18 protein-coding genes are annotated in these 20,831 nt (G+C 67.3%); 8 read left to right on the plus strand and 10 right to left on the minus strand.

The features are described 5' to 3' along the window. Nucleotides 1-34: 34 nt before the first annotated feature. The 3 genes from NFU08_RS01610 to NFU08_RS01620 form a co-directional block, all read right to left on the minus strand. Nucleotides 35-1,003, minus strand: coding sequence for a helix-turn-helix domain-containing protein (locus NFU08_RS01610; protein WP_251420246.1), 969 nt, complete (start codon nt 1,001-1,003; stop codon nt 35-37). 128 nt (nt 1,004-1,131) lie between these two features. Then, complete coding sequence (locus NFU08_RS01615; protein WP_251420247.1) at nt 1,132-2,241, minus strand: alanine racemase; 1,110 nt, start codon at nt 2,239-2,241, stop codon at nt 1,132-1,134. Beyond that, the gene (locus NFU08_RS01620; RefSeq protein ID WP_251420248.1) at nt 2,238-2,822 is read right to left on the minus strand and encodes a TetR/AcrR family transcriptional regulator; all 585 of its coding nucleotides are present in this window, start codon (nt 2,820-2,822) and stop codon (nt 2,238-2,240) included. Before NFU08_RS01620 ends, NFU08_RS01615 begins: the two co-directional genes overlap by 4 nt. 121 nt (nt 2,823-2,943) lie before the next feature. Here NFU08_RS01620 and NFU08_RS01625 point away from each other — a divergent pair, with 121 nt between their 5' ends. Together NFU08_RS01625 and NFU08_RS01630 are read left to right on the plus strand one after the other, a co-directional pair. Beyond that, the gene (locus tag NFU08_RS01625; RefSeq protein ID WP_251420249.1) at nt 2,944-4,890 is read left to right on the plus strand and encodes a primary-amine oxidase; all 1,947 of its coding nucleotides are present in this window, start codon (nt 2,944-2,946) and stop codon (nt 4,888-4,890) included. A 22-nt stretch (nt 4,891-4,912) separates the two neighbouring features. After that, nucleotides 4,913-5,377, plus strand: a complete 465-nt coding sequence (locus NFU08_RS01630) for a hypothetical protein (protein WP_251420631.1) — start codon at nt 4,913-4,915, stop codon at nt 5,375-5,377. Here the strand turns inward: NFU08_RS01630 and NFU08_RS01635 are convergent. From NFU08_RS01635 to NFU08_RS01665, 7 genes are all read right to left on the minus strand, one after another. Continuing rightward, complete coding sequence (locus NFU08_RS01635; protein ID WP_251420250.1) at nt 5,354-7,039, minus strand: alkaline phosphatase D family protein; 1,686 nt, start codon at nt 7,037-7,039, stop codon at nt 5,354-5,356. The genes NFU08_RS01630 and NFU08_RS01635 overlap by 24 nt on opposite strands. A 145-nt stretch (nt 7,040-7,184) precedes the next feature. After that, a complete protein-coding gene (locus NFU08_RS01640; protein ID WP_251420251.1) occupies nt 7,185-7,934 on the minus strand; it encodes a ThuA domain-containing protein in 750 nt (249 codons plus the stop codon). Next, entirely contained in the window at nt 7,934-9,067 is a 1,134-nt protein-coding gene (locus NFU08_RS01645; RefSeq protein ID WP_251420252.1) for a Gfo/Idh/MocA family protein, read from the minus strand. The genes NFU08_RS01640 and NFU08_RS01645 overlap by 1 nt, the downstream gene beginning before the upstream one ends. A 39-nt stretch (nt 9,068-9,106) precedes the next feature. Next, nucleotides 9,107-10,009 carry a carbohydrate ABC transporter permease gene (locus tag NFU08_RS01650; protein WP_174176282.1) on the minus strand — a complete coding sequence of 301 codons (903 nt, stop codon included), beginning with the start codon at nt 10,007-10,009 and terminating at the stop codon, nt 9,107-9,109. Next, the gene (locus NFU08_RS01655) at nt 10,006-10,953 is read right to left on the minus strand and encodes a carbohydrate ABC transporter permease (RefSeq protein ID WP_251420253.1); all 948 of its coding nucleotides are present in this window, start codon (nt 10,951-10,953) and stop codon (nt 10,006-10,008) included. Before NFU08_RS01655 ends, NFU08_RS01650 begins: the two co-directional genes overlap by 4 nt. Before the next feature lie 2 nt (nt 10,954-10,955). Further along, entirely contained in the window at nt 10,956-12,323 is a 1,368-nt protein-coding gene (locus tag NFU08_RS01660; RefSeq protein WP_251420254.1) for an ABC transporter substrate-binding protein, read from the minus strand. A 144-nt stretch (nt 12,324-12,467) separates the two neighbouring features. Beyond that, a complete protein-coding gene (locus NFU08_RS01665) occupies nt 12,468-13,466 on the minus strand; it encodes a LacI family DNA-binding transcriptional regulator (RefSeq protein ID WP_251420255.1) in 999 nt (332 codons plus the stop codon). A gap of 393 nt (nt 13,467-13,859) precedes the next feature. Between NFU08_RS01665 and glnT the strand changes: the two genes are divergently transcribed. The 6 genes from glnT to NFU08_RS01695 are packed head-to-tail and all read left to right on the plus strand — an operon-like array spanning nt 13,860 to nt 20,822. Beyond that, the gene (gene glnT / locus NFU08_RS01670; protein WP_217432229.1) at nt 13,860-15,275 is read left to right on the plus strand and encodes a type III glutamate--ammonia ligase; all 1,416 of its coding nucleotides are present in this window, start codon (nt 13,860-13,862) and stop codon (nt 15,273-15,275) included. 42 nt (nt 15,276-15,317) lie between these two features. After that, nucleotides 15,318-16,226: a glutamine amidotransferase gene (locus NFU08_RS01675; protein ID WP_174176288.1), complete on the plus strand. Its 909-nt coding sequence runs from the start codon at nt 15,318-15,320 to the stop codon at nt 16,224-16,226. Then, a complete protein-coding gene (locus NFU08_RS01680) occupies nt 16,214-16,951 on the plus strand; it encodes a protein glxC (RefSeq protein WP_174176290.1) in 738 nt (245 codons plus the stop codon). Before NFU08_RS01675 ends, NFU08_RS01680 begins: the two co-directional genes overlap by 13 nt. A gap of 9 nt (nt 16,952-16,960) precedes the next feature. Beyond that, the gene (locus NFU08_RS01685; RefSeq protein ID WP_251420256.1) at nt 16,961-18,316 is read left to right on the plus strand and encodes an FMN-binding glutamate synthase family protein; all 1,356 of its coding nucleotides are present in this window, start codon (nt 16,961-16,963) and stop codon (nt 18,314-18,316) included. After that, entirely contained in the window at nt 18,316-19,512 is a 1,197-nt protein-coding gene (locus NFU08_RS01690) for an FAD-dependent oxidoreductase (protein WP_251420257.1), read from the plus strand. Before NFU08_RS01685 ends, NFU08_RS01690 begins: the two co-directional genes overlap by 1 nt. Before the next feature lie 11 nt (nt 19,513-19,523). After that, nucleotides 19,524-20,822 carry an allantoate amidohydrolase gene (locus NFU08_RS01695; RefSeq protein WP_251420258.1) on the plus strand — a complete coding sequence of 433 codons (1,299 nt, stop codon included), beginning with the start codon at nt 19,524-19,526 and terminating at the stop codon, nt 20,820-20,822. The last annotated feature ends 9 nt before the right edge of the window (nt 20,823-20,831 follow it).

Genomic DNA, 20,831 nt, shown 5'->3' on the forward strand with positions numbered 1-20,831 from the left:
AGGCGTTGGATGGCCCGGGACGCAGGGAGGGGCGCTACCCGCCCCGCCGCCAGTCGCTCGGCGGGACGCCAAAAGCGTCCCGGAAGGTGCGGCTGAAGTGCGCAGCATCCAGGAATCCCCAGTGCGCCGCGACGGCGCCCACGGACTTCCCGGCATGCAGCGGGTCGCGGAGATCGCGCCTGGCACCTTCCAGGCGCTGGCTCCGGATCCAGCTGGCCACAGTTGTCCCGGATTCATGGAAAACGTTGTGCAGGTGCCGGGTAGAGATGAAGTGTGCGGCGGCGATGGTGGCGGGCGACAGGAGGGGGTCGGACAGGTTGGCGTCGATGTACTCCCGGATCGAAACTGCCAGGAGTGCCTGCGGCTTCATCCGGTCCGGCGCCATGTCCATCTCGGCGTGGAGCATTGTGGACACCAGGTCCAGGGCGTTGGCTGCCAGCCGCGAACCGCTGGGCCCGCTGAGGACGTCCAGGTTCTCTGAGAGCTGGCGGATGAACTGCCCCACGATTCCGCTGAGGCCGGCGCTGCCCGCCATCCGCACGGCTGCCAGCTGGCCCACGTAGTCGGCGGGCAGGGCCAGTGCGTCGCAGGGGAACATCACCACCATCATCCGCGCCTGCTCCTCGAACGTCAGCGTATAGGGGCGGCTGGTGTCGTAGATGGCTAGGTCGCCGGGCCGGAGCACGGCCTCGCGGTTGTCCTGGACGAGCAGGCCGGTGCCCTCCAGTTGCAGGTTGAGCTTGAAATAGCGCTCATGGGCCCGGGCAATCAGGGCCGGCGTGCGGTGCACCTCGTGGGACGTGGCGGTGACTTCAACGATGGACATCCGGTCCAGCACCCGCGAGCGCATCCGCCCACGGAAGCCATCCACGTCCGCTGTCTGGGCGGCGAGCGGCACGAAGGACTCGGCCACCAGGTGCTTCCAGTGGTCAAAGGAGGTGGCGACGCTGGACGTGAGGTTTTGGTGTGCGGGGCGGGCCGCAGTATTTGCTGTTGCTGGCATGGATGTTCCTGACGACGGATGGCCATCTGACGTTCCCCCGGGAGCTGTGTCCTGCAACACAGTCCCTTCAGGTTAGGGCCGTCCGTTTCTTTTTTCAACAGTCGGCGAAAAAAGATTTTCCCCGGGCGCTAGGCGTTCTTCCCGCGGGCCGCCACTGTCCAGCGGCCCTTATTTTTTCCGGCGCTGATGACGGCCGCGCTGTCTACGAGGTTGATGGCCAGGCAGACGTGGTTCGGGACGACGCGCAGGCGGGCGCCCAGCGCGGGCATTCTTCCGGGGCCATGCCATTCGACCGTGGCATGGTGCTCCGAGAGGGCGGTGATGCGGGCTGCGGGGTAATCCATCAGGCGGCCAAAGCCGCTGGCCCAGGCCGGCCGGTCACTGCCCAGGATCTTGCTGCCGGCGTCGACAATGAAGCGTTCCGGTATGCCGGGCCTGGCCTCGTGGTGGCTTACCACCGTTGCCGCCACGGTCAGCGCTATCTCCTCCGGTCCACACCTGCCGAGCTCAAGCTGCTGGGCGTCACCGAACACGTAGACGCCGGGGCGCACCTCGGTAGCCACGGGGCCGTTGGTCAAGAGCGCTGTTGGCGTGGAGCCTCCGCTCCGTACAGTGGTCTCGAACCCGGCTGCGGCGAGCGATTCCGCGGCCGCCCGCAGGGCTTCCTGCTCCTGCGCTGCTGCTTCCGCCGGCATTCCCGGTGCGTAGCTGTGGCCGGGAAAGGTGAAGATCCCGGCCACCTTCAGGCCGGCGTCGGACGCTGCTTGTGCCACGTCCGCAGCTGCGCCCGGGTGGACGCCGCTGCGGTGGTGGCCGCTGTCGATCTCGACCAGCACGCCCACTCTTGACGCCGCCGGACCCAGGCCTGCCCCGAGCCTCGCCGCGCCATCGGGGGAGTCCACCCCTACGGCCACCGTTGCCGTGCCTGCCAGGCGCCGCAGCCTTTCGGCCTTCCGGGCTGAAGTCCACAAGGGGTAGGCGATGAAGAGATCCTTCACTCCGGCGGCTGCGAAGACTTCGGCCTCGCCGATCGTTGCAACCGTGAGTCCCACGGCCCCGGCCTCCAGCTGGAGCGCGGCGATCTCAGGGATCTTGTGCGTCTTGGCGTGCGGGCGAAGGGTAAGGCCTTTTGCCCGGATGGTTTCCGCCATTCGGGCGATGTTCCGCTCGAGGATGTCGAGGTCGATCAGGATGTCCGGCGTGTCAATCGCGGCGGGGATGCCAGGAGGTCTGGTCACAGCAGGGCCAGATAGCCTTCGAGCTGTGCGGCATGTCCGAAGTCCCTGCCGCCCTCCGGCGCCAAGGCCGCCTCGATCTGCGCGCCGAGCAGCATGTTCAGGAGTTGGCCGGCCAGGATGGAATCGTCGACGGCTGCGTGGATGTCGCCGTTGTCCCGCGCCTCGGCCAGGAAGCGCCGGATGGTGGTTGCCCACTCGTTCATGGACTGCTGGTGAATCGCGGCCTTCTGCGAATCGTTGACTGCCTTCTGCCAGAACGGGATAACGATCCGCGCTTCGTTGACGCGCTCTTCATCCAGCGGGAGGACCTCACGGCAGAAGGCGCGCAGGGCAGCCAGGCCGGACTTGCCGCGGGTGACCTCGGCGATCCGCTGGTTGGTGCGGTTGAACACGTGGCCGAAGGCGAATTCCAGGAGTGTGTCCTTGGTGGGGAAGTAGGGTTTGAGTGCTCCGTTGGCGAAGCCCGCCTCCATTGCGATCTCGCGCATGGTGGCCCCTTCCAGGCCTTGCCGGGCGATGATGCGCCAGGTGGCATCCACCAGTTCCAAGCGGCGCTCGTCATGGTCAACTATCTTCGGCACCGCAGGTCACTCCCGGGAAATTTTTTGCTCAGACTCTTGTGAGCCATGTTACGGAGGTTTATTCTCTACAACTATAGAAAATAAAACCACCGACCCGAAACGGTCCGGACAAAGGTTCACCATGACACTCGCTCCAACTGACATCGCGTCCCCCTTCCGCCTGGCCACCGGCGACGAGATCCTCGAGGTCCGGTCCGTCCTCTCCTCCGGGGGCCACCTGGGTCCGCAGCACCGCATCGCCTACCTCGGTCTCCTGGAACCGCCGCGGGCTGCAGCCCGCACGGAAGGGCAGGTTGACCGGCGCTTCCGGGTCTTCATCCACGACGTCTCCGGCGGTGCGCCCCGCGACGTGATCGTCTCCGCCACCCACGGGAAGGTGGTGTCCGACGTCGAACTCGACACCGCGGTCACCGGTGAGCTCCCAGTGCTGGAGGAGGAGTTTGAGGTTGTGGAGTCCCTGTTGGCCACCGATGAGCGCTGGCTGGCGGCCCTAGCCGCAAGGGACCTTGACGTCGACAAAGTCCGCGTGGCGCCGCTCTCGGCTGGAGTCTTCGAGTACACCGAGGAGAAGGGCCGGCGCATCCTTCGTGGCCTTGCGTTCGTCCAGGAGTTCCCGGAGGACAGCGCCTGGGCGCACCCGGTGGACGGGCTGGTGGCGTACGTGGACGTGGTCAACAAGGAAGTCTCCCAGGTCGTCGACCTCGGCGCCATGCCGGTGCCCGCAGAGCATGGCAACTACACGGACCCGCAACTGACCGGACCGCTGCGGACCACCCAGAAGCCCATCAGCATCACCCAGCCGGAAGGCCCCAGCTTTACCGTCACCGGCGGCAACCACGTGGAATGGGAAAAATGGAGCGTGGACGTCGGCTTCGATGTCCGTGAGGGCGTGGTCCTGCACAACCTCTCCTTCCAGGACGGAGAGCGGCTCCGGCCGATCATCAACCGTGCTTCCATTGCCGAGATGGTGGTCCCTTACGGCGATCCGTCACCCATCCGGTCCTGGCAGAACTACTTTGACACCGGTGAGTACCTGGTGGGCCAGTACGCCAACTCGCTGGAGCTGGGTTGTGACTGCCTGGGGGACATCACTTACCTGAGCCCGGTCATCTCGGACGCCTTCGGCAACCCCCGCGAGATCCGCAATGGCATCTGCATGCACGAGGAGGACTGGGGCATCCTGTCCAAGCACTCGGATCTCTGGAGCGGGGTGAACTACACCCGCCGGAACCGCCGCCTGGTGATCTCCTTCTTTACCACCATCGGCAACTACGATTACGGCTTCTACTGGTACCTCTACCTGGACGGCACCATCGAATTCGAGGCTAAGGCCACCGGCGTTGTGTTCACCTCCGCGTTCCCGGATGGCGGTTCCGACAACATCTCCCAACTGGCACCGGGCTTGGGCGCTCCGTTCCACCAGCATCTCTTCAGTGCCCGGCTGGACATGGCCATCGACGGCTTTACCAACCGGGTGGAGGAAGAGGACGTGGTCCGCCAGGCCATGGGGCCGGGCAATGAGCGCGGCAACGCCTTCTCCCGCAAGCGCACCGTCCTGGCCCGTGAATCGGAGGCCGTCCGGGAGGCCGATGCACGCGCCGGCCGGACCTGGATCATCTCCAACCCCGAGTCCCGCAACCGGCTGGGCGAACCGGTGGGCTACAAGCTCCACTCGCACAACCAGCCCACGCTGCTGGCCGATCCGGACTCCTCCATCGCCCGCCGCGCCGCTTTCGCCACCAAGGACCTGTGGGTCACCCGTTACGCGGAGGAGGAGCGCTACCCGACGGGCGATTTCGTGAACCAGCACTCCGGGGGAGCAGGCCTGCCCGAGTACGTCGCGCAGGACCGGGACATCGACGCCCAGGACATCGTGGTGTGGCACACCTTTGGGTTGACGCACTTCCCGCGTGTTGAGGACTGGCCCATCATGCCGGTGGACACCGTAGGCTTCAAGCTCCGCCCCGAAGGCTTCTTCGACCGCAGCCCCGTCCTGGACGTTCCGGCCAACCCGAACCAGCCGGCCTCGGCCTGCCACAGTGATGCAGGCGCTGGTGGCTGCCACTAGGACCGGCCACGGGATTCGGGACATAGCCACGACGGCGGGCGGGGTCCGGGAGGCAGGGCCCGTCCTGCACCGGCGGATGTGTGCCACGGTCACCGCAGCTTCCTGCCTGATGCACCTGTGGTTGGCGGCCTCAGGCCACCATGACCCCTGGCTTGGCGTCCTGATGGTTGCCCTGGCCGCCGTGTGCGTGCCATGTGCCTTCCATATCTGGCGGCACAGCCGCGTGGGCGCACCGCAGCAGGTCGCGGCGGCGGCCGTCGCAATGGCCGCGCTGCATGCCGTGTTACTGCTGGGAGCAGGCGGTGCGGGACACGCCCACGGCGGAGGGCCGGCGTCGCGCCTTCCGGACACAACCGGCGCTGCCCAACTGTTGGTGGTCATTGGCCTGGAACTTGCGACGGCGCTGCTCGCCGCCACGCTCGTGGCCCGGCTCCGGCGGCAGTTGGGCCCTGCGTCAGCGGTTTTACATCCGTTCCCTGGCCGGTGACCCTGCCTTGCGGGATGCGACCGTTATCTCTGCCACGCGTTCCAGGCGCGGGTTGAGGTTATCGCCTCCCTCCACGACGCCCCGCTGCCACCACAGCTTCAGCCCCTCCGGCGCCACTTCAAGGCAGGCCAGGTTGTTGTCGAACCACGGGCCCTTGATCCCGGACCAGCGGAACGGCGGGTCCGGGACTTTGGCTGACCGTGCGGCCAATGCTCCGATCGGCGTGGCCAGGCCGTAGGACATCACGGCGCCGAAGGACCGCATTACCCGCGGGAGCGGATTGCGGATGGGCGAGCAGACGGCCTGGATGATGCGGCTGCCCGCAGTCCGCTCCACCTCGGAGACGTAGGAAAAATGCACGTCCCCGGACAGGAAGGTGACGCTGCCGGGGGCAGGTCCGCGGCCGCCGTCGGCCACGTCCTCGGCCATCGCGGCAACCCGCCGGAAGCTCTCCTGGAAGGCGGCCCAGTGCTCCAGGTCCACGGCCTGGCGCAGTTTTTCGCCGAACCGCGCCGGAATTTTCCCCCAGGCGCCTTCGGAGACTGCCTCGTCCCAGGCCTCAAGGTGGTGCAGGCCCATGGGCAGGAGGAACGGCAGGGACGTTGCCACCAGCAGGTGCCGGAAACCGCCGCGCATCCGGGCGTCCAGCCAGTCCATCTCGGCATCATCCAGCAGGGCGCGGTGGTCCGGGTCCAGGTTCCGGGCGGCCCGGGAATCAACCACGAGGAGCCGGGTGTCGCCAAAGTCGCGGCAGAAGCTCCACCGGTAGGTTTCCGGATCCTGGTCGGCCCGTTCGGCGAAACCGTCCAGCTCAGTGCTGATGTCCGGTTCGCCGTCCCTGCGGTGGGAGGCAATCTTCTGCCAGACCACATCCGCGGCGCGCTCCTGCGGGGACAGGTTCCCCAGGTGCTGGTACACCCAGTAGGACGCAAGGCCCGCCACGATCCGTCCGTGCCACCAGTCCGTGTCCTCCATGGCCTCCCGCCAGCTCCGCGAGGCATTCCAGTCGTCACGGATGTCATGGTCGTCAAAAATCATGGCACTGGGCAGGGTGGACAGCAGCCACCGGTTGGTGGGGTCGGACCAGGCCAGGTTGTAGAGGTGCGCGTATTCCTCGAAATCCTTGAGTTCCTCGCCGGGAGGCTCCGTGATGTCGCGCCGGGCTTTGATGAATTCCTGCATCTGCCCGCTGGTGGAATCGGCGTAGACCTGGTCCCCGAGGAACGCCACCAGGTCCGGCCAGGGTTCCTTGCCGCCGGAGCTCATTGCCAGGGCGTAGGCCCGCAAGGCATCCACGCCGTGGCTCCGGTTGCCGGACCCGTCGTGCGGGACGCTGGTGCGGCAGGAACCGAAGGCCAGGCGCAGCGGCTTGCCGGGTTTGAGGGTGGCGATCACCGGCGGCAGGAACCCCGTCCCGGGTTCAGGCCACACCGGTACCCCGTTGACTGCCACCGTGTAGGGAGTCACGGACCCGGGCTCCAGCCCGTCCGCTTCCACCAGCGCATAGTGGTGGCCATGGACGGCGAAGGTCCGGGCTTCCCACTCCGCGGCCCCGGCGCTGACCGTCACCCGGGCGTTGTCCCGGGTTTCCACCCAGATGCTCGCCGAAGTCTGGTCCACGTACCGCATCATGGGGCCTAGGACCAGCTCTGGGGTAGTCATCTCTCAGTTGTACCTGCTGGAACCCGCCCCGGCTATGGGGAAAATCCGCAGCTGGGGCAGCGGGGCCGGCGCCAGGGCAGTGGAGTTTTTGTTCAGATAAGCCGATTTAAAGGCCCCGCAACCCTGCATATCTGGACAAAACTCCCTACGGCTCGCCGAACCAGCCCCGGGAAGGGTTGGTCACTTCCGGGACGGAACGGTGCAGCTGCGGCTGGGCCGCCCACTTCACGCCGTTGGCCAGGACCCGCTGGATCTGCGGGTGGTGGTACACCGGGTACTCCTGGTCGCCGGGGCTGAAGTAGAAGATACGTCCTTTGCCGCGGGTGAAGGTGACGCCGGAGCGGAACACCTCGCCGCCGGCGAACGAGCTGATGAAGATCAGGTCGTCCGGGTCCGGGATGTCGAACAGTTCCCCGTACATCTCCTGCTCGGGGATGACGATGGGGCTGTCCACGCCTTCGGCAATGGGGTGTGACGGCTTCACGGTCCACACCAGCTCGCGCTCGCCGTCGTTCCGCCAGGCCAGCGAGCAGGTGGTGCCCAGCAGCTTGGTGAAGACCTTGGCGAAGTGCCCCGAGTGGAGCACGATGAGCCCCATGCCGCCGAGCACGTGCCGGTGGACGCGTTCGACGACGGCATCGCTCACCTCGTGGTGGGCCACGTGGCCCCACCAGAGCAGGACGTCCGTCTCGGCGAGCACCTCCTCATCCAGGCCGTGCTCATCGTCGGTGGCCAGCACCGCCGTCGTGATTTCCGCCTCGGGGTAATAGGAACGGAGCCCCGCGGCGATGGCGCCGTGGATGCCGTCCGGGTAGATCTCCCCGATGTGTGACGGCTCGTTGTTGGCCTCGTGGACGCCCTCGTTCCAGACGCGGATTCTCAGCTTGTCGTTCATTAGAGACGAACCTCCCTTTGTTCGCGTGCGGACAGGTAGCACGCATCGATGATCTGTGCCCGGTAGAGCGCCAGGGAGCCATCGTGCCCGCCCCAGGCCTGCTCGCCGCCGCGCACTGCCGTGATGAAGTCTTCCACCACTGCGTCGTGGGCGCGGCCCGGCAGCACGGGCGGCACGTAGTCGGCGGATTCGCCCTCCTTGTCGGTGAACACCCGCAGCTGCCCGACGGGCGGGAAGGGCGCCCCCTGCACTTTGAGTTCCGCGCCGCCATCGGTGCCGTAGACGGTGAAGTCCAGCAGGTCGTCCGTTTCCCGGTACGTGGCCCAGCTGGCTTCGATCACCAGAGTTCCGCCGCCCTCCAGCCGGAGGAACGCCGAGGCGAAGTCCTCAACCTCGAACGCGTGGCTGGTGGCCTGGGCGGAGTACCGGCTTCCGCCGCCCCGCCCCTGGGGACCCAGCTCGGAATGCGTGGCGGCGGAGACGGCCACCACTTTGGGTTCACCGAGAAGGTGCAGGGCGTAGTCCAGCGCGTGGACGCCGATGTCCGCCAGCGGTCCGCCGCCGGCAAGCTCCGGGTTGGTGAACCAGCTGCCCAGCGTGGGGATGCCGGAGCGCCGGAGCCAGGAGGCCTTGGCGTAGTACGGCCGGCCCAGTCCGCCGTCGTCGATGACACCCTTGAGTGCCTTGATGTCGCCGCGGCGGCGGTGGTTGAAGGCCACATCCAGGACGCGCCCCGCCTTGCGGGCGGCATCCACCATGGCCTGGCCTTCGACGGCGTTGCGCGCGATGGGCTTCTCGCTCAGCACGTGGATTCCCCGCTCCAGGGCGGCGATGGCAATGGGTGCGTGCAGGAAGGTGGGCACTGCCACGCTGATCGCGTCCAGCCCGCCGTGCTCCAGCATGTCCTTCCAGTCCGCGAACGCGTTGGGAATGGAGTATTCCGCCTGCAGCGAGTCGCGGAGGTCCTGCTCCATCCCGGCCAGCGCCACGATGCGGACGCCGTCCAGGCCGTTGTAGGCCATGAGGTGCTGCTGTCCGGCCCAGCCGATGCCGACGACGCCCACCCTCAGTTCTTTGGAGCCTGGTTGTTGCAGGTCAGAAGCCTGCCGGCTGGGGGTCTGCTCGTTGCTCACGGGGTTTTCCTTTGTGTTGTGGTTGGGGACTTCAGGTTTCTAGCCCTTGACGGCGCCGGCGGTCATGCCGGAGACAATGCGTTTCTGGCACAGGAGCACCAGGACGACGAGCGGGACCGTGATGATCACCGAGGCCGCACTGATGGTGCCCAGCGGCTGGTCAAACTCGCTGGTCCCGCTGAAGAATGCAATGGCCACCGGGACCGGACGGGCCTCCGGGGAAGTGGTCAGGGTGACGGCAAGCAGGAATTCGTTCCATACCGAGATGAACACGAGGATCGCCGTCGTGGCAAGGCCCGGGACAGCCAGCGGCAGGATGACTTTGCGGAAGGCGGTAAAGGGGGTGGCCCCGTCCATGTAGGCCGATTCCTCCAGCTCCCGCGGGATCTCCCTGAAGAAGGAGGTCAGCGTGTAGATCGCCAGGGGCAGCGCGAAGGTCAGCTTCGGGATGATCAGGCCAAGGAGCGTGTCGTACAGGCCGATTTCCCGCCAGATGGAGAACAGGGGTGCCGCGATGGCAATGGCCGGGAAGGTGGTGACCGAGAGGATAAGGGTCAGGATCAGCGCTTTGCGGCGCATTTTGAGCCTGGCCAGGGCATAGGCGGCGAAGGAGGCGAACACCAGGGCCACCGTGGTGGTGACGACGGCGATGATCACCGAGTTGCGCAGGGCAAGGAGGAACTCGGCGTTCTGGAACACAGCCACGTAGTTCTCGAAGGTCGGCTGGCTGGGGAAGAGTTCACCCTGGGACAGGCTCACGCCCTTTTTGAGGGAGGTGTTGACCAGCCAGTAGAACGGGATGAGCGAGAAGCCCATCACGGCGATAACGAATACCCACACCATCGGATGAAGCTCTGCCCTGCCTCGCGGCCTGCGCTTGGGCGTCCTGGCGCCCGGGGTGGCGGTCCCGGCCGCCGTTCGCTGTGCGGTCAGCGTGCTCATTGTTCCTCCTTGGCAACTTCACGGATGTTGCCGCCCGCGAAGCGGATGTACACCACTGAGACCACCATGACGGTGAGGAAGGTGAGGATGGACAGCGCCGATCCTTCACCCACCAGGCGGTTCTCGCGCAGCTGGGTGTAGGCCAGCATGGACATGGACTCGGTGCCGTTGGCGCCCCGGGTGAGCACGAACGGCAGGTCGAAGACGCGCAGGGCATCCATGGTGCGGAAGATCGCCGCCAGCACAATCGCCGGACGGAGCAGGGGCAGGGTCACATGGACGAAGGCCTGCCACTTGCTGGCGCCATCAAGTTCCGCCGCCTCGTAGGTTTCGGCAGGGATGACCTGCAGCCCGGCCAGGATGATGAGGGCTGCGAACGGCGTCGTCTTCCAGACATCGGCCAGGACGATCACGGCCATCGCGTAGCCGTGCTCGCCAAGCCAGATGACGTCCCCGCCCGGGAGGCCCAGCGTTGACAGGACAGTGGTGACCAGGCCCAGGTTGGGCTGGAACATCGTTTCCCAGGTGATGGCGCTGACCACCGTCACCACCGCGTACGGCAGCAGCACCACGGTACGCAGCAGTGCGCGGCCCTTGAAGGCAAGATTGAGCAGCAGTGCCATGGCCGTGCCCAGCACCAGTTCGAGTGAGACCGAGAGCCCTGCGAAGAGGAACGTCTGGCCGAAGGCTGCCCACCAGTGCGGCCCGGTGAGGGCCGCGACGTAGTTGTCCAGGCCGACGAAGCGGGACAGGCCGGCAGTGCGGACACTGTATTGGTTGAGGGAAAGCCAGAGCGCGTAACCGATGGGGACTGCCGCCACCAGGGCCATGAGGACCAGGGACGGAGCGGTCATCCGGAACGCGAGGCGCCGCTCCTCCCGGTCGCGGCCGTTCATGCCGCTGCTGGATCCCCCGCGGCCGGGGGACAGGGACTTGGTTGCCATGCTCAGAAGCTCGCCTTTGCGGCCGTGATCTCTTCCGCCATGGTCTTGACCGCATCCTCGGTGGTGGCGGCGCCGGACAGCACGGCGTAGACGTTTTTGTAGATCGCCTGGGAGATCTGCGGGTAGACCGGGGAGATGGGGCGCGGCTTGGCGCCCTTGACGGAGGCGAGCAGTTCGGTGGCAAAAGGCATCTTCGCCAGGACCTCGGGGTCGGCGTAAGCTGCCTCGTTGACGGGGGCCTGCGAGAAGTCCATGGCCACGTGCTTCTGCCAGTCCGGGGTGGTGGCGAAGTCGATGAAGGCAACGGCGCCGGCCTGGTTTGCCGAGTGGGCCGAGATGGCCAGGTTCCAGCCGCCCAGGACACCGGAAGCCTTGCCGCCTTCCCAGGCCGGAAGCGGAGCCACGCCGAAGGTGCCCGCCAACGGGGTGGCGTTGAGCAGCCGGTAGACGTGGGGCCAGTTGCGCTGGTAGCCAAAGTTTCCCGACTCGTAGGCCAGGCGCGCCGGGTCCTCGTTGTAGGTCAGCACTGCACGGTCCGCCGAGCCGTCCTCGAGGCCCTTCACCATGAAGTCGAGGACCTCACGGGTCTCCGGCGAGTCGATCCTGACCTCGCCGTTCTCGTCCAGCACCTCTCCGCCGGCGCTGTAGAGCATTTCAAGGAAGTTCACCGTGAGGCCCTCATACTGCTTGCCCTGGTAGACGTAGCTGTTGCCCTCAGCCCCGGCTGCCTCAGCGTAGAGCTGCTGCCAGGTTTCGGGTTTGGCCACCTTGTCCTTCTGGTAGTAGACGAGTCCGGCGTTGGTGAAGAACGGGGAAGCCCAGTACTTGTCCTCGTACTTCGCCGTCTCCACGGTGGAGGGAATGAGGCGGTCCTTGTTGGCCTCGACGAGTTTGGTCTGGTCCAGGAGCCAGCCCTGGGATGCGAACTCGGAGGTCCAGATGACGTCCGTGACGAAGATGTCGCACTCCGAGGACTTGCCTTCGAGCCGCTGCACGGCCTGCGTGCGGGCCTCATCGGTGGTGGCTCCGATTTCGGTGTATTTCGCGGTGACCTTGCCGTTGGCCTTGGTGAAGGCCTCAACCGTGCCCTTGTAGATGCCGGAGGCGTCCTTGCCGCCGCAGACGTTGAGGCTGCCGGTGGCATTGGCGGCCGACGCCGGATCGGCTGCCGCCGGCTGGTCCGCACCCTGGGTGGCCGCGCCGCCACCGCACGCGGTCAGAAGCAGGCCGGCAGCCATGGCCGCAGCCGCGGCAGCGGTGATGCGTGTGCGACGCCGGGACGCGGCGCCCATTCCGCTCCTGCGCGCGCTGGGCACGGATGCGGCGGTGGTCTCCTCGTGCAACGGGAAGGAAGGTCGAATCAAGTCCACAAGTGGCTCCTTTGCCTGGCTGGCTTCTTTTCGAGGGTCAATTTGGAATCGATTCCACCGATGGTGCAAAAGTGGTGCCAGTAGGTTTGGAATCGATTCCAAAGAAGTGTGACAGGAGCCACGTTGGGCTGTCAACCCTTGGCGTCAACCGTTCGTCGAGTCCCTGACGATGAGTTCATGGGGGAGGAAGGTCCGGCCGCGGCGGTGCCCTTCCGGTTCGGTCATCCGGGCCAGGAGTGCCTCAAAGGCCAGCTGTCCCATGGCGTAGGCCGGCTGCCGGATGGTGGTCAGTTCCGGGACGCACATCTCTGCCTGGATGGAGTCGTCAAAACCTGCAACGGCGATGTCCCCGGGCACCCGCAGCCCGGCGTCGGTAATTTCGCGGACGCATCCGGCGGCCACCGTATCGCTGCCGCAGAAGACGGCATCGGGCAGGGGGTAGGTCCCGAGGAGTTCCCTCGCGAGGCGCCGGCCGGCGTGGAAGTCGAAGTCCCCGTCCGTGAAAAGCATTTGATCGGGCGACAATCCCGCTTCGGCAACGGCCTTGCGGAAGCCTTCCTCCCGGAGTCGGCCGGAGCGGGCCGCCCTGGTGCCGATCATCGCCAATCGCCGCCCGCCGGTCTCAATGAGGTGCCGCACAATGTCGAATGCCGCCTGCCGGTCGTCGATGGAAACGCCGAAGGCCGCCTCGGCGTCGGCGATCTCGCAGACCTGGACGACGCTCAACTGCTCCGCCATGTCTCCGACGTCCTCATCCGGCATCGTTGGCGAAAACATGATCAGCCCGTCCACCGAGCCGTTGCGCAGCATGTCCACCAACTGCTGTTCCCGCTCCGGATCGCCGGCCGTGGGGGCGATCAGGGTGACGTAGCCGGACCGTGCGGCAGCATCGCCGGCACCCCGGAAGACTTCGCTGATGACCGGCGAGTACAAGTTCTTAGCCAGGGCAAGAATCCGCATGGTGCGGTCCCGGCGCAGGTCGCGGGCGGAAGCGAGGGGGCGGTAATTGAGCTGGCGGATGGCCGCCGCCACCTTTGCCTTGCTTGATTCGCTGACGGCCGGACTGCCGTTCAGGACGCGGGATACGGTCCCCACCGAAACTCCGGCCGTCTTGGCGACGTCCTGGACTGTCGCTCGCGCCATGACGAATTCCTCCCGCGGCCAGTGATGGAGATCCCCACTGCCGGATCCACGCTGTACCCGCGCCGTGCGCATGCCGTGCTGCCGGGTTTTCCCTCAGCTTAGCCGCCTGCCGGGGGCCGCCCGGCATCCAGCGGGAGGTGGTGCAGCTCCCCGAACCGCCCCCGGCGTCACGCGCGGCACGCTTTTGACCTGCCGCGCCGCTGCCTCCCCCGTGATTCCGGGAGGCTGTCAGCCTCGATCGTCTCAAAGCGTGCCTGGCGTGACGGAAGCCCGCAAGGGCCTGCCACGAAACACCAAATTAACCTAGCCGCCGGTCCGCCGAAACATGATTTTGGATACTCTTATGCAACAAGGTTTACTGATAGCTAACACCAACCGAACAGGAACGTTTCGATGACCAGTGTCGCAACCCCTGCTGTAACCGCCCTGCCGTTCGCCGAAGAGCGGGAAATTTCCGGGGCTCCCGCCATTTCCCTGGCAGACATCGCCAGGGCCCACGGCGTCCGCTTCCTGCTGGCCACCTTCGTGGACATGACCGGCAAGCCCTGCGCCAAACTGGTCCCGGTGGAAGCCGCCGGCGACCTCGAAAAAGGGGCCATGGGCTTCGCCGGCTTCGCCGCAGGCCTGATGGGGCAGAAGCCACAGGACCCGGACCTGATCGCCGTGCCGGACCTGGATTCCTTCACCCCGGTGCCCTTCATCAAGGAGGGCCTGGCCATCATCCACTGCGACCCCCATGTCAACGGCACGCCCTGGCCCTACGCCCCGCGCGTGATACTGAAGAACACCCTGGCCCGCCTTGCGGAGAAGGGCATGCAGGCCAAGGTGGGCGCCGAGGTGGAGTACTTCCTGGTGAAAAAGAACGACGACGGGACGCTGAGTACCGCCGACGCCAGGGACGATTCGCCCCGCCCGTGCTACGACGCCCGCGGGGTCACCCGGATGTATGACCACCTCACTTCCATCTCCGAGGCCATGAACGGCCTGGGCTGGGGCAACTACGCCAACGACCACGAGGACGCCGCCGGCCAGTTCGAGCAGAACTTCAACTACGCCGATGCACTCACCACAGCAGACCGGGTGGTCACCCTCCGCTACATCCTGAACATCCTGGCCGAACAGCGGGGCATGACCGCCACGTTCATGCCCAAGCCCTTCACCGACCGCACCGGCACCGGCCTCCACTTCCACCTGTCCCTCTGGTCCGGCGCCGAGCCACTGTTCCCGGCCGCGGGCAGCGGGACGGAAGGCAAGGGAAACAACGACGACGGCAGGGGCCTTGGGATTTCCGGCCTCGCCTACTCCTTCATCGCCGGCATCCTGGACCATGCTCCGGCACTTCAGGCGTTCCTCGCCCCGACAGTGAATTCCTACAAACGGACAGGCGCCACCACCAGCTCATCCGGTGCCACGTGGTCGCCGCGGAAGGCATCCTTTGGCGGCAACGACCGGACCCACATGATCCGCGTCCCGGACACCAACCGGATTGAACTGCGTTCCGGCGACGGCTCCGCCAACCCGTACCTGGCCATCGCCACCGCGGTTTCCGCCGGGCTGGACGGAGTGGAGAAAGCCGCAGACCCGGGTGCCCCATCCGGTCCCGGCGAGTCCAGGCCGGACGCGCACCAGCTGCCGGCCACCCTGCTCCACGCCGTGGAAGCCCTGCGGCAGGACCCGGTCATCCTGGCCAGCCTCAGCGGCGACCCGGAAATTGGCAAGTACTACGCGGACGCCAAGGAAGAGGAGTTCCTGAGCTGGCACAACCAGGTCAGCGACTGGGAAATCCGGACCTACCTCACTTCGATCTAGCCCTCCACCCGAACCACCAAGAACCCAAGCAAAGGACTTTCCATGTGCGGAATCGCCGCGCTGCAGCTGCGCAATCCCTCGCTGCATCCCCGGATGGGCAGCCTGCTGTCCTCCATGCTGTGCCAGATCGTGGACCGCGGGCCGGACTCCGCCGGCCTCGCCGTCTACAACACCCCCGGCCTGGTGTCGGAAGGAACCTCCACGCTGAGCCTGCTCGGCAGGGACCAGGGCATCACGACGGCGGCCATCACCGCGGGCGTCGCGGCGCTCCTCCCGTCCGACGCACAGGCAGCCGTACAGGTGGTGGGCGACACCACCCTGGTGAGCGCCGCCGTCGGTACTGATCTGCTGGTGAAGGCCGTCAGCGAAACGCTGCGCGGATCCACCATCATTGGCCGCGGCGAACACGTGGCCGTGATGAAGAGCGTGGGCCACCCCATGGAGATCGCCGCCGATCACGGACTGGAGGCCATGGCCGGCAGCCAGGGCCTGTCCCACACCCGGATGGCCACGGAATCCGCCGTCACTGCGGGCGGCTCGCACCCCTTCTCCGTGGCCGACGACCTCTGCCTGGTCCACAACGGCTCCTTCTCCAACCACGCCACGGTCCGCCGCGACCTAAGGCGCGAAGGCGTGGTGTTCGATTCCGACAACGACACCGAGGTGGGTGCCCGCTACGTCGCCTCCCGGCTCAAGCAGGGCGACACCCTCGAGGAAGCGCTGGTGAACCTGGGCAAGGTCCTGGACGGCTTCTACACCCTGGTGGTCACAACGGCGGACAGCATGGCCGTGGTCCGCGACCCCATCGCCTGCAAGCCCGCCATCATCGCCGAAACCGACGACTACGTGGCCATGGCCTCCGAATACCGCGCCCTGGCCGGCCTGCCCGGCATCGACAACGCCCGCATCTTTGAACCGGAACCCGGAAAGGTCTACACATGGTCACTCTGACAGCCCCCGAAAGCACGGCAAACACCGCCCCGGAAGCCCGGGTGCCGGAGTCCACCACCGTGGACCTGGCCGTCACCAGCGTCCGGGAACTCAACCAGGCCATCCACAACGCCGCGGACGGTCAAGCGTGGACCGTCACCAACCCGGGCGGCAAGCACAGTCTCGCCGTCGGCATCGACGCGGACATCGCGGTGACCATCGAAGGCCACGCCGGCTACTACGCCGCCGGGATGCACCAAAAAGGCGGCGTCACCATCACCGGCAACGCCGGCGTCGGCCTGGCGGAGAACATCATGTCCGGCCGCATCCACGTGACGGGCGATGCTTCCCAGTCCGCAGCCGCCACCGGCCACGGCGGCCTGGTGGTCATCGACGGCAACGCCGGTGCCCGGTGCGGGATCTCCATGAAGGGCGTGGACATCGTGGTGGGCGGCAACATCGGCCACATGTCCGCGTTCATGGCGCAGGCCGGACGCCTGGTGGTCTGCGGCGACGCCGGCGACGCCCTGGGCGACTCGATCTACGAGGCGCGGATCTACGTCAAAGGGACGGTGGCCTCCCTGGGTGCGGACTGCGTCGAAAAGCCGCTGCGCGAAGAGCACCTTGCCGAACTGGCAGAACTGCTGGCCGCCGCCGGCCGCACCGACAACCCTGCCGATTTCAAGCGCTACGGCTCCGCCCGGAACCTCTACCACTTCCACGTCGACAACTCGACTGCCTACTAGGAGGCCCCCATGACCATCACCTCCATCCCCGCCCCGGCGCCCACAGACATCGCCGCCCTGGGCCTCCGCGAGTCCGCCACCTTTGACCGCGCCACCATCGCCGACATCCGGCGCGCCGCCTCCACCGGCGTGTACGACATCCGCGGCTGGGGCGCCAAACGCAAGGTCCCGCACTTCGACGACCTGCTGTTCCTGGGCGCCTCCATGTCCCGCTACCCGCTGGAGGGCTACCGCGAAAAGTGCGATACCGACGTCGTCCTCGGCGACCGGCACGCCACCCGGCCCCTGCACCTGCAGACCCCGGTGACCATCGCCGGCATGAGCTTTGGCGCCCTCTCCGCCAACGCCAAGGAAGCGCTGGGCCGCGGCGCGTCCGAGGTGGGGACCTCCACCACTACGGGCGACGGCGGCATGACGCCTGAGGAGCGCGGCCAGTCCAAGCACCTCGTCTACCAGTACCTGCCGTCCCGGTACGGCATGAACCCGGACGACCTCCGCAAGGCCGACGCCATCGAAATTGTGCTGGGCCAGGGCGCCAAGCCCGGCGGCGGCGGCATGCTGCTGGGCCAGAAGATCACCGAACGCGTGGCCGGAATGCGCACCCTGCCTGTCGGCATCGACCAGCGTTCCGCCAGCCGCCACCCGGACTGGACCGGCCCGGACGACCTGGAAATCAAGATCGGCGAACTCCGCGAAATCACCGACTGGAAGACCCCCATCTACGTCAAGATCGGCGCCTCCCGGCCGTACTACGACACCGCCCTGGCCGTGAAGTCCGGGGCCGACGTGGTGGTGGTGGACGGCATGCAGGGCGGCACCGCTGCCACGCAGCAGGTGTTCATCGAAAACGTCGGGATCCCCACCCTCGCTGCCATCCCGCAGGCAGTGCAGGCCCTGCAGGAACTCGGGGTGCACCGGAAGGTCCAGCTCATCGTCTCCGGCGGTATCCGCACCGGGGCCGACGTCGCCAAGGCCATGGCCCTCGGCGCAGACGCCGTGGCGATCGGAACGGCCGCGCTCATTGCCCTGGGCGACAACGATCCCCGCTACGCCGCCGAATATTCCGCCCTCGGTTCCGCCGCCGGGTTCTACGACGACTTCCAGGACGGCCGCGACCCCGCAGGCATCACCACCCAGGACCCGGAACTCTCCTCCCGCCTGGACCCGGTGGTTGCCGGCAAGCGCCTGGCCAACTACCTCCGTGTCCTCACCATGGAGGCCCAGACCATCGCCCGGGCGTGCGGCAAGTCGCACCTGCACAACCTGGAGCCCGAGGACCTCGTGGCGCTCACCATCGAGGCCTCCGCCATGGCCCGGGTGCCGCTGGCCGGAACCTCGTGGATCCCGGGCCAAGGGAGCTTTTGATGCCCGGCGCTGGCTCCTCAGACTATGTGGTGGTGGGCGCGGGCCTGGCCGGTGCCGCCACCGCCTGGCAGCTTGCCGCCCGCGGCCACCAGGTGGCCATCCTGGAACGCAACATCCCGGCCAGCCACGACGGCAGCTCCCACGGGTCCGCCCGGATCTTCCGCTACGCCTATCCGGACCCCTTCTACACCCGCGCGGTGGTGGAATCGAAAAGCCTGTGGGACGGACTCTCCGCCGCGTGCGGGACCCCGCTGATCACTCCCTGCGGTGCCGTGGACTACGGGCCGACGCGCAATCCGGGGCTGCTGGCGTCCGTGCTGGCTGACGAAGGCATCGAGCACCAGTTGCTTTCCGCCGCCGAAGCCCGGCAGCGCTGGCCGCAGTTCGCCTTCGACACGGACGTGCTGTGGCACCCCGGCGCCGGGGTGATCGACGCCGAGACTGCCGTTAATGCCATGGTGTCCCTCGCGGTGGAACGCGGCGCCCGGCTGCTGACCGGCTGGGAGCTGGAGAGCCTGTCACGGCAGGGCGGCGGCTACCGGCTGCACTCCACCACCGGGCGAACGTACGACGCCGGCAACGTGGTGGTCAGCGCGGGCGGCTGGCTGCCGGCGCTGCTGGGCGGGCTGTCCCTCCCGGCAGGGTTCGTGGCCGGGCTCCCGGAGATCACCGTCCGGCAGGAGCAGGCCTTCCACTTCAGGTACCGGGACAACGGTTTTGCGGACCACGCACCTGAATACCACGACGGCGGTGCTGCTTCCGGTGCCGGAGGCTGGCCGACGTTCATCCACAAGGCTGCCGGCATCCAGGCCTACGGCCTGCCGGGCGGGCGCGACGCAGGCTTCGCCGGCCAGAAGGTGGCGGAATACAACGGCGGCAGGCTGATCCCTTCCGCGGCGCAGCAGACGGGTGCGGTGGACCCGGCAAACCGCCGCCGGGTGGTGGAGTATGTGCAGCGCTACCTGCCCGGCCTGGACCCGGAGCCCTACGCCGAAACAACCTGCTTATTCACCAACACCCCCAGCGAGGACTTCCTCATCGACCGCGTGGACAACCTGACCGTCCTCTCGCCCTGTTCCGGCCACGGCGCCAAGTTCGCGCCGCTGCTCGGCCGGTGGGCGGCGGACCTGGCCGACGGCACAGGCGGTGTTCCCGGGCGGTTCCGGACCGCGTCCTCCACAGCTGCGACCACCTAGGACGGATACCAATGAGCCTTCCACAGACAATACCCACGGGAGACCCCGCAGCGGCTGCCCTGCCTTCCGGCAGGACCAGCGACCCCACTGTTGCCGGCCTCCTGCAGGACATCTCCACCATCGGCACGGACACCTTCCGGGGCGGGTACTCGCGGCCGGTGTTTTCCACCGCGGAAACGGACCTGCGCGGCTGGTTCGTTGAGCAGGCCGGCCGGCGGTGCCTGGATGTCCACACGGACCAGAACGGCATCATCTGGGCCTGGTGGGACACCGCCGCGCGGACCCGGAAGGACGCCGTCGTGACCGGAAGCCACCTCGATTCCGTCCCCGGCGGTGGTGGGTACGACGGCCCGCTCGGCGTCGCCTCGGCGTTGATCGCCGTCGACATCCTCAAAGCCCGCGGACTCCGGCCCCGGCGCCCGCTGGCCATTGCGGTCTTTCCGGAAGAGGAAGGCTCCCGGTTCGGCGTTGCGTGCCTGGGCTCCCGCCTCCTCACCGGATCGCTGGACCCGGACAAAGCACGCCGGCTGAAGGACCCGGAGGGCAACACCTACGCGGATGTCGCCGCCGCGAACGGGCAGGACCCGCGGCTCATCGGAGCTGACTACGCAACGCTCCAGCAGCTGGGCGTCTTTGTGGAACTGCACGTGGAGCAGGGCAGGGGACTGGCTGACCTCGACCAGCCCGTGGCCATCGGTTCCTCGATCCTGGGCCACGGCCGTTGGAAGCTCAGCATCAGCGGCCAGGGCAACCACGCCGGCACCACCCTGATGAGGGACCGCAGGGACCCCATGGTGGCCGCCGCGAAAATCATGGTCAGCATCCGGGACACTGCACGGAAGTACCGGGACGCCAGGGCCACCGTGGGCAGGGTCCAGCCGGTACCCGGGGGCACCAACGTGATCGCCTCACGCGTGGACCTGTGGATTGATGCCCGGCATCCGGACGACTCCGTCACCGCGGCGCTGGTGGAGGCCATCGGGCTGAATGCGCAGGTGTTCGCCGCGGAGGAAGGCTGCACCGCGGCCATGACCATGGAATCGCTCAGCCCCACGGTGCATTTCGACGGCGGGCTGCGCAGCCGGCTGCAGGAACTGCTCCCGGCCGCGCCGGTCCTGGCCACGGGGGCAGGGCACGACGCCGGCGTCCTGGGGCCACACCTGCCCACAGCCATGATCTTTGTCCGCAATCCCACCGGCATCTCCCATTCCCCCGAGGAACTGGTGGAGGACTGGGACGCCGAGGCCGGCGCACTCGCGCTGGCGGACTCACTCGCGGGGCTGGCAGGCGACACCCGCGCACCCAGGTAGCGCCGCCGC

The organism is Pseudarthrobacter sp. NCCP-2145 (assembly GCF_023708005.1).
In the GTDB taxonomy this organism is placed as follows: Bacteria; Actinomycetota; Actinomycetes; order Actinomycetales; family Micrococcaceae; genus Arthrobacter; species Arthrobacter oxydans.

What these genes read in the sequence shown, in the direction of transcription:
- NFU08_RS01625 (WP_251420249.1), top strand. Translation starts at nt 2,944, where the DNA reads ATGACACTCGCTCCAACTGACATCGCGTCCCCCTTCCGCCTGGCCACC.
- NFU08_RS01640 (WP_251420251.1), bottom strand. Translation starts at nt 7,934, where the DNA reads ATGAACGACAAGCTGAGAATCCGCGTCTGGAACGAGGGCGTCCACGAG.
- NFU08_RS01650 (WP_174176282.1), bottom strand. Translation starts at nt 10,009, where the DNA reads ATGAGCACGCTGACCGCACAGCGAACGGCGGCCGGGACCGCCACCCCG.
- NFU08_RS01635 (WP_251420250.1), bottom strand. Translation starts at nt 7,039, where the DNA reads ATGACTACCCCAGAGCTGGTCCTAGGCCCCATGATGCGGTACGTGGAC.
- NFU08_RS01680 (WP_174176290.1), top strand. Translation starts at nt 16,214, where the DNA reads ATGGTCACTCTGACAGCCCCCGAAAGCACGGCAAACACCGCCCCGGAA.
- NFU08_RS01665 (WP_251420255.1), bottom strand. Translation starts at nt 13,466, where the DNA reads ATGGCGCGAGCGACAGTCCAGGACGTCGCCAAGACGGCCGGAGTTTCG.
- NFU08_RS01685 (WP_251420256.1), top strand. Translation starts at nt 16,961, where the DNA reads ATGACCATCACCTCCATCCCCGCCCCGGCGCCCACAGACATCGCCGCC.
- NFU08_RS01695 (WP_251420258.1), top strand. Translation starts at nt 19,524, where the DNA reads ATGAGCCTTCCACAGACAATACCCACGGGAGACCCCGCAGCGGCTGCC.
- NFU08_RS01675 (WP_174176288.1), top strand. Translation starts at nt 15,318, where the DNA reads ATGTGCGGAATCGCCGCGCTGCAGCTGCGCAATCCCTCGCTGCATCCC.
- glnT (WP_217432229.1), top strand. Translation starts at nt 13,860, where the DNA reads ATGACCAGTGTCGCAACCCCTGCTGTAACCGCCCTGCCGTTCGCCGAA.
- NFU08_RS01655 (WP_251420253.1), bottom strand. Translation starts at nt 10,953, where the DNA reads ATGGCAACCAAGTCCCTGTCCCCCGGCCGCGGGGGATCCAGCAGCGGC.
- NFU08_RS01690 (WP_251420257.1), top strand. Translation starts at nt 18,316, where the DNA reads ATGCCCGGCGCTGGCTCCTCAGACTATGTGGTGGTGGGCGCGGGCCTG.
- NFU08_RS01610 (WP_251420246.1), bottom strand. Translation starts at nt 1,003, where the DNA reads ATGCCAGCAACAGCAAATACTGCGGCCCGCCCCGCACACCAAAACCTC.